This window comes from Zobellia laminariae (assembly GCF_030553095.1).
Lineage (GTDB): Bacteria > Bacteroidota > Bacteroidia > Flavobacteriales > Flavobacteriaceae > Zobellia > Zobellia laminariae.
The window spans coordinates 1252310-1269591 of the sequence record NZ_CP130738.1; the positions used below are offsets into that span (position 1 = coordinate 1252310).

At 37.8% G+C, this 17282-nt stretch carries 9 protein-coding genes and 4 pseudogenes; 4 read left to right on the forward strand and 9 right to left on the reverse strand.

The window, feature by feature from the left end:
• Positions 1 to 148 precede the first annotated feature (148 nt).
• From Q5W13_RS06080 to Q5W13_RS06090, 3 genes are read left to right on the forward strand one after another with little or no spacing between them, the layout of a single operon-like run.
• Positions 149 to 6298 carry a BspA family leucine-rich repeat surface protein gene (locus Q5W13_RS06080; RefSeq protein ID WP_304445711.1) on the forward strand — a complete coding sequence of 2050 codons (6150 nt, stop codon included), beginning with the start codon at positions 149 to 151 and terminating at the stop codon, positions 6296 to 6298.
• Between the two features lie 4 nt (positions 6299 to 6302).
• A complete protein-coding gene (locus Q5W13_RS06085; RefSeq protein WP_304445712.1) occupies positions 6303 to 6698 on the forward strand; it encodes a type IX secretion system membrane protein PorP/SprF in 396 nt (131 codons plus the stop codon).
• On the forward strand, positions 6680 to 7243 hold the full coding sequence (locus Q5W13_RS06090) for a PorP/SprF family type IX secretion system membrane protein (protein ID WP_304445713.1): 564 nt from the start codon (positions 6680 to 6682) through the stop codon (positions 7241 to 7243). Before Q5W13_RS06085 ends, Q5W13_RS06090 begins: the two co-directional genes overlap by 19 nt.
• A 47-nt stretch (positions 7244 to 7290) precedes the next feature.
• Here Q5W13_RS06090 and Q5W13_RS06095 read toward each other — a convergent pair whose 3' ends face one another.
• From Q5W13_RS06095 to Q5W13_RS06115, 5 genes and pseudogenes are all read right to left on the reverse strand, one after another.
• Positions 7291 to 8142 (reverse strand): pseudouridine synthase, encoded by an 852-nt coding sequence (locus Q5W13_RS06095; RefSeq protein WP_194533547.1) that lies wholly within the window; start codon positions 8140 to 8142, stop codon positions 7291 to 7293.
• 25 nt (positions 8143 to 8167) lie between these two features.
• Positions 8168 to 9118, reverse strand: a pseudogene (locus Q5W13_RS06100) (carbon-nitrogen hydrolase family protein).
• Positions 9118 to 10024 (reverse strand): annotated as a pseudogene (locus Q5W13_RS06105) (geranylgeranylglycerol-phosphate geranylgeranyltransferase). The pseudogenes Q5W13_RS06100 and Q5W13_RS06105 overlap by 1 nt, the downstream one beginning before the upstream one ends.
• Positions 10025 to 10036: 12 nt before the next feature.
• On the reverse strand, positions 10037 to 10975 hold the full coding sequence (locus Q5W13_RS06110; RefSeq protein ID WP_304445715.1) for a mevalonate kinase family protein: 939 nt from the start codon (positions 10973 to 10975) through the stop codon (positions 10037 to 10039).
• A 283-nt stretch (positions 10976 to 11258) separates the two neighbouring features.
• Positions 11259 to 12346, reverse strand: a pseudogene (locus tag Q5W13_RS06115) (diphosphomevalonate decarboxylase).
• Between the two features lie 92 nt (positions 12347 to 12438).
• Here Q5W13_RS06115 and Q5W13_RS06120 point away from each other — a divergent pair.
• Positions 12439 to 12915, forward strand: coding sequence for a TspO/MBR family protein (locus Q5W13_RS06120; protein WP_304445716.1), 477 nt, complete (start codon positions 12439 to 12441; stop codon positions 12913 to 12915).
• A 5-nt stretch (positions 12916 to 12920) separates the two neighbouring features.
• On the opposite strand, the gene Q5W13_RS06125 is transcribed toward Q5W13_RS06120, so the two are convergent.
• From Q5W13_RS06125 to Q5W13_RS06140, 4 genes and pseudogenes are all read right to left on the reverse strand, one after another.
• Positions 12921 to 13460 carry a DUF1697 domain-containing protein gene (locus Q5W13_RS06125; protein WP_304445717.1) on the reverse strand — a complete coding sequence of 180 codons (540 nt, stop codon included), beginning with the start codon at positions 13458 to 13460 and terminating at the stop codon, positions 12921 to 12923.
• Positions 13461 to 14747: pseudogene (locus tag Q5W13_RS06130) on the reverse strand (BaiN/RdsA family NAD(P)/FAD-dependent oxidoreductase).
• A complete protein-coding gene (locus tag Q5W13_RS06135) occupies positions 14747 to 15442 on the reverse strand; it encodes a glycerophosphodiester phosphodiesterase (RefSeq protein WP_304445718.1) in 696 nt (231 codons plus the stop codon). The pseudogene Q5W13_RS06130 and the gene Q5W13_RS06135 overlap by 1 nt, the downstream one beginning before the upstream one ends.
• 60 nt (positions 15443 to 15502) lie before the next feature.
• Positions 15503 to 17281: an alpha-amylase family glycosyl hydrolase gene (locus Q5W13_RS06140; protein WP_304445719.1), complete on the reverse strand. Its 1779-nt coding sequence runs from the start codon at positions 17279 to 17281 to the stop codon at positions 15503 to 15505.
• Position 17282: the final 1 nt, after the last annotated feature.

Below are 17282 nucleotides of genomic sequence, written 5' to 3' on the forward strand. Positions count from 1 at the left end.
TGTTACAAATGATATTACCCACATTTACAACACTCATGGAATTTATACTATAGCGATTATTGGCGATTTTCCTGCTCCCTACTTCTCGAGTGGAGATGATGACGAAGTAATTTCCATTGATCAGTGGGGTACTCATGTGTACCAATCTATGAAAAAGGCCTGTAGCGGTTGTGAAAACATGATTTACAATGCTACAGACGTTCCAAACCTCTCACAAGTAACAGATATGTCCGAAGCTTTCGCGGAGGCCTCATTGTTTAACGGCAATATAGATAATTGGGATGTTAGTAATGTGACTAATATGTCAGCAATGTTTGAAAGAGCCGAACTTTTCAACCAACCTTTAAATTCTTGGGATGTTAGCAACGTAACAAATATGTACAGAATGTTTGATGGTTTTGTACGGTACATGGATTTTAATCAACCACTAAATAACTGGGATGTAAGTAAGGTTACCAACATGGGGTTAATGTTTAGAAGAACCGAATTTTTTAATCAACCCTTGAATAACTGGAATGTTAGTAACGTTACTGACATGAGGTATATGTTTAACGGTACTACTTCTTTCGATCAAAACTTAAATGATTGGAATGTTAGTAATGTCACCGATATGAGTTATATGTTCAGCCTAGCCACTGCTTTTGATAGTCCGCTTGATAACTGGGATGTCGCAAAAGTCACGAATATGAATTCTATGTTCTCACGTTCAACAGCATTCAATCAAGCTATTAATATTTGGGACGTATCTTCTGTTACAACCATGATAAGTATGTTTGAAAGTGCAGAAAATTTCAATCAACCACTAAATGGATGGGATGTCAGTTCAGTAACAAATATGGCATCTATGTTCAAAAATTCTTTTTTGTTCAACCAACCCATTGCCAACTGGAATGTTTCTCGTGTAACCAGCATGCATTCTATGTTTAACGATGCTCAAGTATTTAATCAACCTTTGCAAAACTGGAATGTAAACTCAGTGGTAAGCATGCAATCCATGTTTGAATCAGCGGAAGCTTTTAACCAACCCTTAGATCAATGGAATGTTAGTGCAGTGGCCGACATGACTTCTATGTTTGAAAGTGCTTTATTATTTAATCAACCATTAAATTCTTGGGATGTTTCATCGGTAACCTTAATGCCTTTAATGTTCAAAGGCGCAGCGGCATTTAATGATATTATTGGCAATTGGAATGTTGGCTCTGTAACCAATATGAAATCTATGTTTGAAGATGCATCTGTATTTGATCAACCCATTCAGAATTGGAATACTGGCGAAGTCTTAACTATGGAAGAAATGTTTAGCGGCGCTACTGCTTTTAATCAAAACATTGATTCTTGGGATGTTTCTTATGTGCAAACGATGGAATCTATGTTCGAAAATGCAGTTGCCTATGACCAAACTATGAATTCATGGAATGTTGCCTCTGTAACTACTATGGAAGATATGTTTAATGGAGCCACTACTTTCAATGGAATTATTGAAGCATGGAATGTAAGAGATGTTACCACCATGGAAGAGATGTTTCGTGATGCAACGACTTTTAATCAAAGTTTAAATAAATGGCGTCTTTCTGGTGTTAGCAATATGGACTATATGTTCTATGGAGCTTCAGCATATAACCAACCAATGGATTTATGGAATTTAGGTAATGTAACTATGCGTTCTGCTTTCTATAATGCTACAGCACTAAATCAAAATTTAGCCGAATGGAATGTAAGTGGAGTTACCGATATGCGAGACATGCTGGATAACACCGCACTAATTAGAAAAAACTATGATAACACATTAATTGCTTGGTCAGAACAAACCTTGACAAGTGGCATAACACTTGGCGCAGAAGGTCTTCCTTATTGCGATGCGCAAGAAGAAAGACAAGCCATGATAGACAATTTTGGGTGGACGTTTAGTTTAGATGTTCGCGATTGCCCAATTCCAGACTGCACACTACTAGCATCACCATTAAATGGAGATGTAGACGTACCAGTAAATACCAACATCACATGGGAACCCGCTCTTTTTGCGCAAGGTTATCGTTTAACTGTTGCCACTACAGCTGGCGGTACTGATGTTGTAAATAATGTAACTATAACCAATGAAACATCGTACGAATTTGCATCAGATTTTAATACAGGAGACGTTGTCTACGTAACTATAATTCCTTTTAATGATGAAGGAGATGCAGTAGGACCTTGTACCGAAGAAAGTTTCACCATATCTAACAACCCTGCTACTATACCAGAATGTACTAACCTTACACAACCTACGCTTCCCGCAACTGATGTATTGGTAACTAGTGACTTAAGCTGGAACCCTATTTCAAACGCAGACGGTTACAAATTAACAGTTGGTACATCCACAGGGGCAAATGATATACTTAACGCTGAAGATGTTGGTAACAAAACCACTTATGAATTTGCAACAAACCTCCCAGAAGACAGCGATATATTTGTAACCATTACCCCATACAATGACGAAGGTGATGCAAACGCATGTACCGAAGAATTTTTCCATACAGAGCTAATTCCTGTACCACCAACTTGCACCAGCTTAACAGCACCGCTAAATGGCGCAAATGATGTTCCTATTGACACCCAATTAAGTTGGACACCAGTAGCAAATGCTGCCGGTTATTTAGTTATTGTAGGCACATCGTCTGGGGGAATTGAAGTAGTAAATAATGCGGATGTAGTAGGTGTTACAAATTATGTTATTCCAGGAGATTTACAAGAAAGTAGATTACACTACGTTACTATTGTTCCTTATAACGATGAAGGTGATGCTACAGGCTGTATTGAAGAAACGTTTACCACAGGAGACTCTACAAGTCCTCCAAGTTGTACTGTACTAACAACACCGGCAGATTTGGCAACAGAAGTATCACCTGCCACTAATCTAACATGGGCTGAAGTTAGTTCGGCTACCGGATATATGTTAAACGTAGGGACTACTTCTGGAGGCACAGATATTTTTACCGCAGATGTAAATAATGTAACTACTTATGATTTATTAGCAGACCTTCCCGAAAGCACTCTTATTTATGTAACAGTCATTCCGTATAATGATAATGGGAATGCCATAGGTCCTTGTACCGAGGTGAGTTTCACTACTGACGGACCACCATCATGTACTACCTTAATGACTCCTGCAAACGGAGCTACGAATATTGCAGTTGATACAAATATTGAGTGGAGCGCTAGTAGCAATACAGATGGTTATAAGTTGACCGTTACGGCAAGTAGTAGCACAGCAAATAACTTAACAGACTTTGACGTTACTTCTGGTACAACTCACACTTTTTCCAATGACTTTGAAAGAGGTGAAACTGTTACTATAACCATTGTACCTTATAATTCAGTTGGTGATGCAACCGGACCATGTACTTCGGAAAGCTTTACTATAATTCCACCTCCCGTACCCGCTTGTACAACACTAAGCTCTCCAATAAATACTGCTGTTGACATTGCCGTTGATACTGATATTACGTGGAACTCTATTCCAGAAGCAACAGGATACAAGTTGACAGTTACGGCTAGCAGTAGTACTGCAAATAACTTAACGGATTTTGACGTTACTTCTGGCATAACGCATTCTTTTACCAATGATTTTGAACAAGGTGAAACGGTTACCGTAAACATTACACCTTACAACGAAGTGGGTGATGCTATTGGGTGTTCGTCGGAAAGCTTTACAATCAAACCCGTACCCTCGTGTACTAATTTAACTTTACCTATTGATGGCAGCATTGATGTAGCAGCGAATTCTAATATTGAATGGGCTACAGTTTCTGATGCCACTGGGTACAAATTAACTGTTTCCGCTAACAGCAGTACAGCTAATAATTTAACTGATTATAGTATCACCTCGGGAACAACATATAATTTCCCTAATGACTTCAAACATGGTGAAGTAGTTACAATAACTCTAGTTCCTTTCAATGAAGTTGGTGATGCTTTAGGGTGTACTTCAGAAAGTTTCACAATTACTCCACCGCCATGTACATCACTTATCACTCCTGCAAACGGAGCTACTGATATTCCTGTGAATACAGCTATAGAATGGAATGCAAGTACAGATGCAGAAGGTTATAAAATCACGGTTTTAGCTAGCAGTAGTACAGCTAACAACATAACAGATTTTAATGTTACATCAGGAACTACTTATAATTTTACTAACGACTTTGAACAAGGTGAGACCGTCTCTGTTACAATCGTTCCTTACAATGATCAAGGCAGTGCTGTTGGATGTACTTCAGAAAGCTTTACAATTAAGCCTGTTCCGTCATGTACAACACTAAGCTCTCCAATAAATACTGCTGTTGACATTGCCGTTGATACTGATATTACATGGAACTCTATTCCAGAGGCAACAGGATACAAGTTGACGGTTACGGCTAGCAGTAGTACTGTAAATAACTTAACGGATTTTGACGTTACTTCTGGCATAACGCATTCTTTTACCAATGATTTTGAACAAGGTGAAACGGTTACCGTAACCATTACACCTTACAACGAAGTGGGTGATGCCATTGGATGTTCGTCGGAAAGCTTTACAATCAAACCCGTACCCTCGTGTACTAACTTAACTTTACCTATTGATGGCAGCATTGATGTAGCTGTAGACACAAATATTGAATGGACTCCAATTGCCGAAGCCAACGGATACAAATTAACTGTTTCCGCTAGGAGCAGTACCGCTAACAATGTAACCGATTTAGTATTATCTACAGGTAATAGCTACGATTTTCCTTCCAATTTTGAACAAGGAGAAACAGTTACCGTAACACTAGTTTCTTACAATGAAGTTGGTGATGCTATTGGATGTTCTTCAGAAAGCTTTACCATTAAACCAGTGCCTTTATGCACCAATTTAGTTTCCCCCACGGCAAATGCTATTGATGTAGCAGTAGATACTAATATTGAATGGACTCCAATTGCTGATGCTACTGGCTATAAATTAACGGTAACTGGAAGCAATAGTACAGCCAATAATTTAACCGCCTTCAATATAACATCTGGTACATCTTATGACTTTACAAATGACTTTGAACAATCTGAAACAGTTACCGTAACTGTTACTCCTTACAACGAAGTGGGCGATGCCCTTGGATGTTCTTCAGAGAGTTTTACAATTAAATCGGTTCCCTTATGCACCAATTTGACCTCCCCTGCTAATAATGATATTATTGCGGAAGTCAGTGAGTTAAAATGGAATGAAATTACAGATGCAGATGGCTATAAGTTGACAATAAATGCGGGAAGTACAACATCTAACAACCAAACTGATTTAATCGTAACTGGAACTACCCATATTTTTCAAAATGATTTTAACCAAGGTGAAGTTGTTACAGTAACCATTACCCCATACAATGAGGTTGGCGATGCACTGGGATGTACTTCCGAAAGTTTCACCATAAGACCCATACCTCCTTGTACCAACTTGTCGTCTCCATTAAACAATGCCACCGAAGTTTCCATTATATCGGATGTTTCATGGAATGAAAGTCTTGATGCTGATGGTTACCGAATTTCTGTCGGTACTTCAGCCAACGGAACTGATATTGTAAATAATGAAGATGTTGCATCGCTAACCAGCTATACTTTTGGTAATGACCTTCCTTCTGAAACACTACTATTTGTAACCATAGTACCATACAACACTTCTGGTGATGCTCTTGGATGTACTTCAGATAGTTTTGAGACCGAGGTAATTATTCCAGAATGTACTTCAATTACAAGTCCTTTTAACGGAGAAAGCGAGGTTGCCTTAGAAAGTACTATTACTTGGAACGAAGTAGAGAAAACAGACGGTTATCGCATTTCTATTGGAACAACTTCTGGAGGAACTGACATTGTTAACAATCAGGATGTTGGTCCATTAACCAGTTATATGCATAATGGAGAGTTTCCGTTTGGAACGGAAATTTATGTAAACGTTACCGCATACAATAGTAAGGGAGATGCTGTAACATGTGAAGAACAAACATTTACTACACTTATACCAGAAGATGATACCAAATATGGCTTCTCTCCGGATGGTGATGGCATCAATGAATATTGGCATATAGAAAATATAGATTATTATCCTAAAAACATGGTAACCATCTATAACCGCTGGGGTGATGCCGTCTTTAAAATAGAAAACTATAATAATGGTTCAGAAGTTTTTAGAGGTGATGCCAACCTTAAAACCAAAATGGGAGCTGGCCAATTACCATCAGGCACCTACTTCTTCCATATTGAAATTGAAGGAGAAACCATTCTTAAGAAAACTAAAGGATACGTAGTAATCAAGCGCTAAACCAATGAAAATAAATCAGAAAATTGGCAAGTTAGCACTAGGTGTTCTACTGTCATTCTTATCATGCAATTCAACTTTTGGTCAGCAAACCGCTGTTTTCCCAGAATACAATTTCAATCCGTTTGTAATCAATTCGGCCTACGCAGGTTTATTGCCCGATACTGAAGTAACAATAACCAATACGGGATTCAGCTCCTTTGAAGGAAGTCCTAAAAACTTTAGTCTTAGTTTTCACTCTCCCATTAGTGTAGGAAGACAAGAAGGCAAGATAGGAATTGGCGCTGGTTTAATTCGTGATGAAATTGGAGTTACAACTTCTACCAGTGCTTTCATGGCCTATTCATATAAAATATTCTTTGACTTTGAAGACGATCGCCCCTATTGGCAAATTTACCAATAGGTACTTTGTCTTTTGGTATAACAGCAGGAGTGCAAAAATATCAAGATAATTTGTTAGAACTAGGTATTACAGACGATCCTAATTTCAGCCAAAACATTAATGCAACCATACCTACGGTTGGCATTGGATTTTTATTTAATCACGCACATTTTTATGCTGGAGTTTCATCACCAAATGTACTAGGAGACCGTTTGGCATCAAATGACGACCTAAAACTCGAAAGCCCTATATATGGTTATTTCGGTTATCGTTTTTATAACAATCGTTTTGAAGATTTTATGCTAAAACCAAGTATTCTAATTAAAACTGAAAAAGGGGCACCCTTGCAAGTAGACACAAACGTTTCTATAAGTTTTAAAAACCGCTTTGAACTAGGTGCAGGATACCGAAGCAATTCATCCGTGAACCTATTAGCAGGCCTCTATCTTATTAAAAACTTTCGTTTAATATACCATTATAATATGGCATTAAAAGATTCACCAGTTGGTAACACGCACGGTATTATGCTTAGTTATCGCTTTGGCAAAGGATATCAATCCAACTAAAAGTCAATGAAAATAAAATCTAGATTACTAAGCTCCGAAAGGAGCTTTTATTTAATCATACCCAAATTAACCACTTCTTGTTCTGTTAAGTAACGCCAGTGTCCTCTAGGCAAATCTTTTTTGGTAAGACCTGCATAAACTACACGGTCTAATTTTACGATTTCATAACCCAATGTTTCAAAGATACGTTGTACGATATTGGTTCGTGTACTGAAGATTTCCATACCCACTTGGTTTTTGGGTGCTTTATCTACAAAACTAACGTCCTGTACCTTAATTACGTTTTCATCTACCAAAATACCTTCTTGAATCTTTTTTAAGTCGGCACTACGTAAAGGCTTGCTTAGTTCAATATGAAATATCTTTCTAAGACCGTTTTTAGGGCTGTTAAGACGTTTAGTTAAGTCACCATCATTGGTAAACAGCAAAAGCCCTGTAGTATCTTTACTCAATTTACCAACAGGTAGAAGTTCCGTTTTAGTTGCTTTGGAAATTAAACCCAGAGCGGTACGTCTACCGTGCTCGTTACGAGCTGCAGTTGTGAAGTCTTTTGGTTTGTTAAGTAAAACGTATTCTTTCTTTATAGGATTCAGCAAACGACCGTCAAATTTAACCTGATCGGTAAGCTTCACTTTATAACCCATTTCAATTACAGGCTTTCCGTTTACGGTAACACTACCTGCGGAAATATAGATATCAGCTTCTCTACGTGAACAAACACCTGAATTAGCCACATACTTGTTCAAGCGAATCAAGTTGGGATCTGATGGTTTCTTAGGTTGCTGTTGTTCTGTATTCTTCTTTACAGGTGAATTTCCTCGCGCGTAACTTTTCTTGCGAAAAGTACCACCTTGCCTGCCTGAAGCTCTCTTATCATCGTTGGAATCTGATCTACCCATGTCTATAATTTATGCAAAGGTAACTTTAATCTTTGAACTCTACAGTAGATTGTCGCTCCCTATTTACGCTAAGCTTAGTAACATCTGGTCTTGAATAGTGCCCAACGGGATCAAAATTCTGACGTTCCTCGTAAACCCTGTTAAAATCAAGGTTATGATACAGTAATCCTTCACTATCTAACACAGGCTCAACCAACCACTCACCATCCGGACCGGCAATACATGAACCACCATTAGCCATAACAGCAGGTGCTTTTTTCAAAATTTCAGCTAAATGTGGTGTGGTTTTAGGAAAATCTTCTGTTTTCATCAAGGAAGAAACCGAAATTACGAAGCTGCGAGACTCACGTGCAATAAAACGGGTAATATCTCTTGTATTATGATCACTACCTTACCAAACGGCAATGTGTAAATTTTCACCTAAACCGTAAAGCGCGGTTCTTGGTAAAGGCATCCAATTCTCCCAACAATTTAGTCCACCAACGGTGAATTCTTTTAGCGGATGAACTTGAAGTCCGTTTCCATCACCAGGAGCCCAAGTCAGGCGTTCATCATAAGTGGGTTGTAGCTTACGGTGCACCGATTTAATTTCTCCGCTTGCATCAATATATACCAAAGAGCAATACAAACTATGCCCTCCCCTATTCTGAGCTCTTTCTATAATACCCAAATAAACAGCAATCTTATTCTCCTTTGCCAATGTACATATAGAATCCAGTTCGCCTAATTCAATTTGAATTGCGTTACGAGCGTAGTGAGCATGTAATTCTTTATTAACCTTCGTATCCCAATCAGCGCCATCCGTCAATGCCAACCAGAATGGGTAACCGGGTAAAAGGGCTTCTCCAAAAACAACAAGCTCCGCTTTTTCTTTGGTAGCTTCTTGAATGGTAGCCTCTATCTTTTTAAGCGTTGCCACTTTATCCAACCAAACCGGCGAAATCTGGGCCATGGCCACTTTTAATATATTTTCCATTATAAAATTCTATTTAAAAAATAGGCCAACATCTATCAACAAAATGCTAAAAACCCCTACGATTATAATTAATTTCAGAATGTTGTGTAACCAGACGTACTCTTTTTTTGATTTCGATTTAAAAAGTAAAACCAGAAATAGAATAAGAAGGACCACACTAGCCATAAAGTAGTAATTCATATATCCCACATCAAACCTAAGTATTAACAAAAGCGAAGGAATCAACGTTAATACAATTAATATGGAAATGAGAATTTTTGATACTCTACCACCGTATAAAATGGGTATGGTCTTATAGTTCTGCACTAAATCTCCTTTTAGGTTTTCTAAATCTTTTATCATCTCGCGCGCCAGTATCAGAAGAAACAAGAACATAGCATGGACGAATATTACATTTTCAAAATTTTTGTAATACACGAAGACTGCAAAAAACGGTGCAATTGCCAAAGTTGCCGATACGAAATTGCCAATGAAAGGGAGCCGTTTGAGTTTATGTGAATAAAGCCAAATACCAAAAATATAGGCGGAAAAGAAAAACACTGCTTTAAACGATACGTAGCTTGCGGCTATAACCGCTAAAAAATTAAGAATAAAGTACGTCGTAAGCTTAAATTGTTGCCCTACGAAGCGATCAATCATACTTTTCCTTGGCTTGTTTATCAAGTCCTTTTCTGCATCATAAAAATTATTGATAATATAACCGCTGGCGATAACCAAAGCTGAAGAAACCACGATAATGAAAAGATTAAGATCAAAAACAACCTCTCTTACCGGTAGCTGGTGAGCCAAAATATAGATGGACGCAAGATATTGCGCCAAAACAACCATTAGAATATTGTAGCCGCGCACAACAGAAAAAAGACTAAATACCTTTAACAGTAAAAGTCTATTTTTTCTACCAAACATGTATATGAGATTTTAGAAGTTGTAAACCACTTCCAAGTTGTAGTCTTTCAGCGCTTTTTTAGCTTTATCCAAGTCTTCTGCAAAACCTAAAATGTAGCCACCGCCACCAGAACCACAAAGTTTTAGATAGTAATCATTGCTCTCAATACCTTTTTTCCATAAGTCATGGAATTTTACAGGTATCATAGGCTTAAAATTATCAAGTACTACGTGAGATAATTGTTTTAGGTTACCGAAAAGTGATTTTACGTTGCCACTAACAAAGTCTTCTACGCAAGCGTCTGTATGCTTAATAAACTGGTCTTTAAGCATATTACGGAAACCTTCTTGCTTCATCTTTTCCATGAAAATCTGAACCATAGGAGCCGTTTCACCTGTTGAACCACTATCTAACAAGAATACTGCACCTTTACCTTCTGGATTTTGAGTAGGTATACTGGTAGACTCTATATTATCTTGTGAATTGATAAGAATAGGAATACTTAAATAACTGTTTAAAGGATCAAGACCTGAAGATTTTCCGTGAAAAAAAGACTCCATTTTACCGAAAATCTCTTTTAGTGTCAATAATTTCTCTCTAGTCAAGTTCTCAAGAACTGTAATTTTATTTTGTGCATACTTATCGTAAATAGCTGCTACGAGCGCACCACTACTACCAACACCGTAACCTTGCGGGATAGAACTGTCAAAGTACATACCACCGGTAACGTCTGCTTTCAAAGCATCAAAATCAAAAGAAACTAAGTCAGGGCTATTTTTATGTACCATCTCTAGATAACCTACAAATTCACGTAGGCTAGCATTAGATTTCTTGGCAGTTTCAGACGGATTCTCATCGGTCTTTAAAGCTCCCTTGAAAAAGTTATACGGAATAGAAAGCCCTTTAGAGTCTTTAATAATTCCATATTCTCCAAAGAGAAGTATTTTTGAATAAAATAACGGTCCTTTCATTATCTAGTTGATTCGATATGGTGCAAAAATACAAAATATACCATTGATGGTTATACAATTCTGCTCCACAACACGATTAACGCTACAATTTTATCTATTAAAGCCCTTAACCCTGCTGTAATAAGTCGGAATTAAGAGGTAATTCTTACCCGACACTAGCTCAATTGGTTATCAGCTTCTTATAAAGATATGCTATATATACGTTTTTTCAAGCGCTACGGATTAAAACGGCATATTCTTCTTGAAGCATTAACGGTGTTCACTCCGTTTAATTATGAAGTTTCTAGTTTATTTTTTGTGCACCCTTTCCTACATGGTCGTTTATAAATTGTCTGTTTTGGCAAAATTGAGCCAGTTCATCTTTTATGAACTGCCCTACCTCTACTTTTTCGTTTTCAGGATAAAGTACATGAACATTCGCCCCAGCATCTAACGTAAAGCAAACGTGGGTTTTAGAAGTTTCTCTGAATACCCAAATTTTATTAATGATTTCCAACGTATTTGGCTTCATAAGAATAAAATACGGTCGGCTCGTCATCATCATAGCATGAAGTGTTAATGCCTCACTTTCTACAATTCCTATAAATGCATCAATATCTCCGGTTTCAAAAATGGATTGTAATTTCGATAGGTTTTCATGCGCCTGATTGAAACGTTGCTCCGCAAACGGATGACCATGCATAAGATCATGCCCTACCGTACTACTTACCTGCTTTTGACCTTTATCAACTAAAAGAATGGTATCGCAATAATTTTGAAAAACAGGATGCACTTTGTGAGGATATTCTACTCCATACAAATCAGAACTTGCATCGATATCTGCGTGCTCACCCCATTGAACCAAACTACCTTTTATGCTACGAGCCGCACTACCTGAACCCAATCGTGCTAAAAAGGAAGCTTTCTGATTGAAAAACTCCGCAGTCATATTCGGATTTAAGTTTCGCTCTATCTCCATAAGGCAAAGCGCCAACGCACTCATACCAGATGCCGAAGAAGCAATACCGCTACTGTGCGGAAATGAGTTAGAAGTTTCAATCTCAAAATGATATTCCTTTAAAAAAGGAAGATATTGGTAAATCCGTTCAAAAAAGGTCTTGATTTTTGGTTTAAAACCTTCTTCCTTTTTTCCATCTAAAGAAACATCAAAAAAGAAAAAATAGCACTTGGCGTATCTAATTTTTTATACGAAAGTGTAGTTACAGTGGCGCATTCACTTAAAGTAAAACTGATGGATGGATTGGCAGGAATCTGATTTTCTTTCTTCCCCCAATATTTCACCAAAGCAATATTACTTGGAGATTTGTAAGTCGTTTTTCCAGATGAAACGGACTTTGTGCAAGGAGAAGGAATAAATTCTTTTTCGGTCATCGCGAAATATTTTGTGCAAAGATAGTTTTTACCAAGATTGTGATGGCAGTCAATAGAATAAATCACTATTTTAGGGGGAAACACTAATCATTTTGAAAAAGAAAGCCCTTTATATAGCATACGCCGAAGTATTTGCCTTGGCCATTGGCTTTCTGTCTAGTTTCGCGACACAAAGTTCAGTAAACGATTGGTTCACTACGCTTAATAAACCTAGCTTTAACCCTCCCAGCTGGTTGTTCGCTCCTGTTTGGACGGTTCTTTATATTATGATGGGCGTAGCCGCAGGCATTGTTTGGGCAAAGGGTCTTCATCACCTTTGGGTACAGACCGCTCTTTATCATTTTGGGTTTCAATTGATGCTCAATGCCTCCTGGAGCCTAGTTTTCTTCGGATTAAAAGAACCATTCTTAGCGCTTCTAATAATAGTTACCCTTGTAATAGTCTTATCAATTACTATAAAAAGGTTCAAAGTAGTAAGTACAACCGCTGCATGGTTATTAGTACCCTATCTGTTATGGGTTTGTTTTGCCACGGTCCTGAATTATAAACTGTGGGAACTAAATTCTTAATGATTTTAAGAGGACAAGTCTAGCAACTTCACCATCGTATTATAATTACGCGTTGTGGCTTCTACTTTCAGTTTTCTTTCAATAAGATTATTATTCAATTTTGCTTTTCCGTAGCCTATTTTACAAAGTAAATAAACGCAATCATCGGTTATTTTAAAATCCTCATTGACATATTTTTCTGAATGAAACGCCTTTGCAAGTTCCTTTTCCGCGGGATTTTTCAGCAACACAAAATACACTTGCTTCTCGGCAATGGCATTTAAATCCGTATACGGGTTACTTTTAAATATTACCTCAAGTTCTGTTTTAGTCTTCACCAGAACAGGCACTTCAAAGCCAAAGGTACTTTTAATCTGTTCTGCGATTGAATCTTCTAAAATGGCTATACTGTCTTCTTTACTTTCAAAAACTACATTGCCACTTTGTATATAAGTTTTTACATTGGTAAGTCCCATATTTGTTAATATGGCCTTCAAGTCTGCCATGGGTACTTTCTTTTTACCACTAACGTTGATTCCCCTTAAAAGAGCAATATAAACTTTCATTTAAAAGCTTTTTACAACCGCCTGAGCAGCGATATAACCACCGGTCCATGCATTTTGAAAATTGAACCCCCCGGTTATAGCATCTACATTTATAACCTCTCCGGCAAAGTACATACCTTATGGCAACTTTTTACTCTCGTAAGTCTTGAAGTTAACTTCCTTTAAATCAACACCTCCAGCCGTTACAAATTCTTCTTTAAACGTGCTCTTACCATCAATTTTTAATTCACATTGGGTAAGTTGTTTAGCCAATTTTTCTAATTGATTTTTGGTAACATCTGCCCATTTATCGGTTTCTGAAATATCCGAGGCCCTTACAAGATTTGTCCACAACCGGCGCGGTACCTCCACCGCTTTGGTACGCAATACTGTTTTTTTAGCCTCTATTTCTTTAATTTCAGAGAGCAGTCCCATCAACCCTTCAAAATTATACTCGGGCAACCAATTTACTCGAATTTTAAATCGGTATTCCATTTCGCTTAGCAATCGCGCTCCCCATGCAGATAGCTTTAAAATTGCCGGTCCGCTCAAACCCCAATGGGTAATAAGCAGTGGCCCATCTGAAGTTAGCACAGCAGATTTAGAACTATTACTCTTTAATTTTGTGGTTACTTTTGATTGATATACTTGGTTCTCAAACACCTCAACTTCTGCCATAGTGCTTACATAAGGTATACCAGAAATACGTTCATCTTTACAATTAAAAGTAAATAAAGAGGGAACTGCAGGCACCAAGGAATGACCCAAATTCTCTAAAAGCTTCCATATTTTGGGGTTGCTACCCGTAGCTACTACCACTTTTTTACATTGGTAGGCATGCTTAATTGTTGTTATCTCCCAGCCTGACTCATCATTTCCTAATGGAATAGACTCAATTTTAGAAACTGCACTATGCTTTAGTATTTTAATACCCAAGCGGTCTGCTTCACCCAAAAAACAATCTATAATTGTTTGAGAAGAATCTGATTCAGGAAACATACGGCCGTCTGGTTCAATTTTCAAGGTAATCCCTCTTTCCTCAAAAAAACCGACTGTATCACCACTACAATAGGTATGAAAAGGGCCTAAAAGTTCTTTTTCTCCTCTGGGATAGTTTTTAGTTAATTCTTTGGGATCAAATTCTGCGTGGGTTACGTTACAACGGCCTCCGCCAGAAACTTTTACCTTTCCCAGCACATCTTTACCGCGTTCTAGAATTGCTATTTTAAGATTGGGCTTTGCCTCCGCAATATGAATTGCCGTATAAAACCCTGCTGCTCCACCACCTATAACTATAACATCAAACATTAATTTACGCGTTCAGGATAATTGGTAATGATACCGTCTACACCAAATCTCTTCATATGTAGAATATCTTGTGGTTCGTTCACTGTCCAAGGATAAATTTTAAAACCTGCTTCCTTAATTTTCAGGTTGTTCTCTGCTGTAAGTTTTTTAAAACTAGGATTGATAGTTTCTGCATTTAACTCTTTACCAACTTCTAGTGCATCTAGTGGGTCTTCCTCAATTAGGATAGCAATACGAACATCTGAATTTAATTTGCGTATGTCTCGCAATTCATCCCATTCAAAACTAGAAATGATAATATCGTTTAGCTTCCACTTTCCTGCTTCCACATCGGCTTCGATCATTCTATTTACATCCGTTGCTGTGTTTCTTCCTTTCAACTCAATGTTAAGTTGGGTTTTTCCTCCCATGACATCCAATACTTCTTGAAGCGTTGGAATTTTATGTCCACCTTCTACCGTCAAAGCTTTCAGCTCCGCTAGCGTATAGCTTTCTATTTCACCTTTACCATCGGTCAGCCGTTCTACAGAGTCATCATGAAAAACTACGATTTCCCCGCTTTTGATTTTAAAAACATCAATCTCTAACATATCCACACCTAATTCCATAGCCTTTTCTATAGAGGCAATAGTATTTTCTGTTTCATGCCCCATGGCACCACGGTGACCAATTACGAGGGGTTTATTATTTTCCATACAACTTGATAAAACTAAAACACAAAAGACAGTCAGAATTGACAACTTACTCATGACAAACTATTTTACGACGAAAATAAAAGATTCAAGTGGATTTATATCGATTCGCACTTGAGCGAAACCATTTTCTACTTTCAAAGTTTTCTCAACCCCATAAAGTGCATCGGTTATAGTATGTTCTCCATTAGACAATTGCCATTCACGAACAATGTTTTCAGGAAGCTTCAGTTCAAAACCGAACCAATCATTAGCATCAAAGTTAGAGATAACAATTAGTTTCTCATTATCTGACCAACGCACATAAGAAAGCACATGGTGATTGTAGTATTCCGTATGGTCTTTATTGTAAAAGTGAATGTCCTGATAAGCGCCCATTAATGCATCACTATTGACCGTAAAAGTCAATAACCGCTGATAAAAATCACGTAATTCGGCTTCGTTTTCAGAAAGCTGACCACCGTCAAACTTCTTATTATTCAACCATCGTTGATGATGTGGCACACCTATATAATCAAAAATAGATGTACGGGTAGGACCTCCAAAACCAGGTTTTTCTGCTGCGGGCTCACCCACTTCCTGTCCAAAATAAATCATAACCGGAGCAGTAGTCATCGTTGCCGAAACCACCATAGCAGGTTTTCCCTTTTTAGCATCACCAGCAAAATCTGGGGATGCGATACGCTGCTCATCATGATTCTCTAAAAAATGTAACAAATGATGTTCAATATCTTTAGTTCCACTTTTTATTACTGGTATATGGTCCGTCCAGCCATTGCCTTGCATGATACCCTTTAAAGAATCATACATCTCTACCTTGTCATATAGGTAGTCCATTTTTCCCCTAAAAATATAATTACGGTATTCATGAGGATTGTAAACCTCAGCCATTAAAAAGGCATTGGGATTTTTCATTTTAATGTTAGAGTTCATATAACTCCAAAATTCTACCGGCACCAGCTCGGCCATATCGTAACGGAACCCGTCTACACCCATATCTATCCAGTAAAGGGCAATATCTTTAAACTTCACCCAAGAATTAGGTACGGACCTTTCTTGCCAAAACTCAAAATGAGCTTTATAGTCCTTTCCTCCAAAATCATCCGGAAGCACATCAAAATCATACGAGCCATCTGGTCGTACTCCATAATTAATCTTTACGGTTTCGTACCAATCATTAAAATCAGGTTTAGCCAAACGCGAGCCATTGCCAGTCCATTTTGCAGGATTTTCATAAAATTTATGGTCTAAGCCTTCGTGATTCTCTCCCCCTAACGGTAAGTAACCATCTCTCCATTCAGGTACTTGAAAAGGAGTGTTGGGAATGTAATAAAAATTGTTATCTCGATGATATTCAACCGATATATCATCAGAAGCTCCAAAAGGTTCTTGACCGTCTGGTGTAGACCCACCCTCATACTTACGCGCCACATGATTGGGCACGATATCGATAATTAGCTTAAGACCTGCTTTGTGCGTACGGCCAATTAAATTTTTAAATTCTTGCAGTCTGTTTTCTGGATTCTTGGCTAAATCCGGATTTACATTATAATAATCTTTTACAGCATAAGGCGAACCTGCTCTACCTTTTACAACATCTGGATCGTCATTAGAAATCCCGTACGCAGTATAATCATTTATTACAGCATGGTGAGGCACGCCGGTATACCAAATATGAGTAACACCCAAGTTTTTTATTTCCTGTAAGGCTTTCTTAGAGAAATCGGCAAATTTGCCTACTCCGTTCTCTTCAATTGTACCCCATGGTTTATTAGTTGTGTTGGTATTGCCAAACAATCTTGTAAACACATGATATACGACCTGCTTTTTATTTTGACCCATG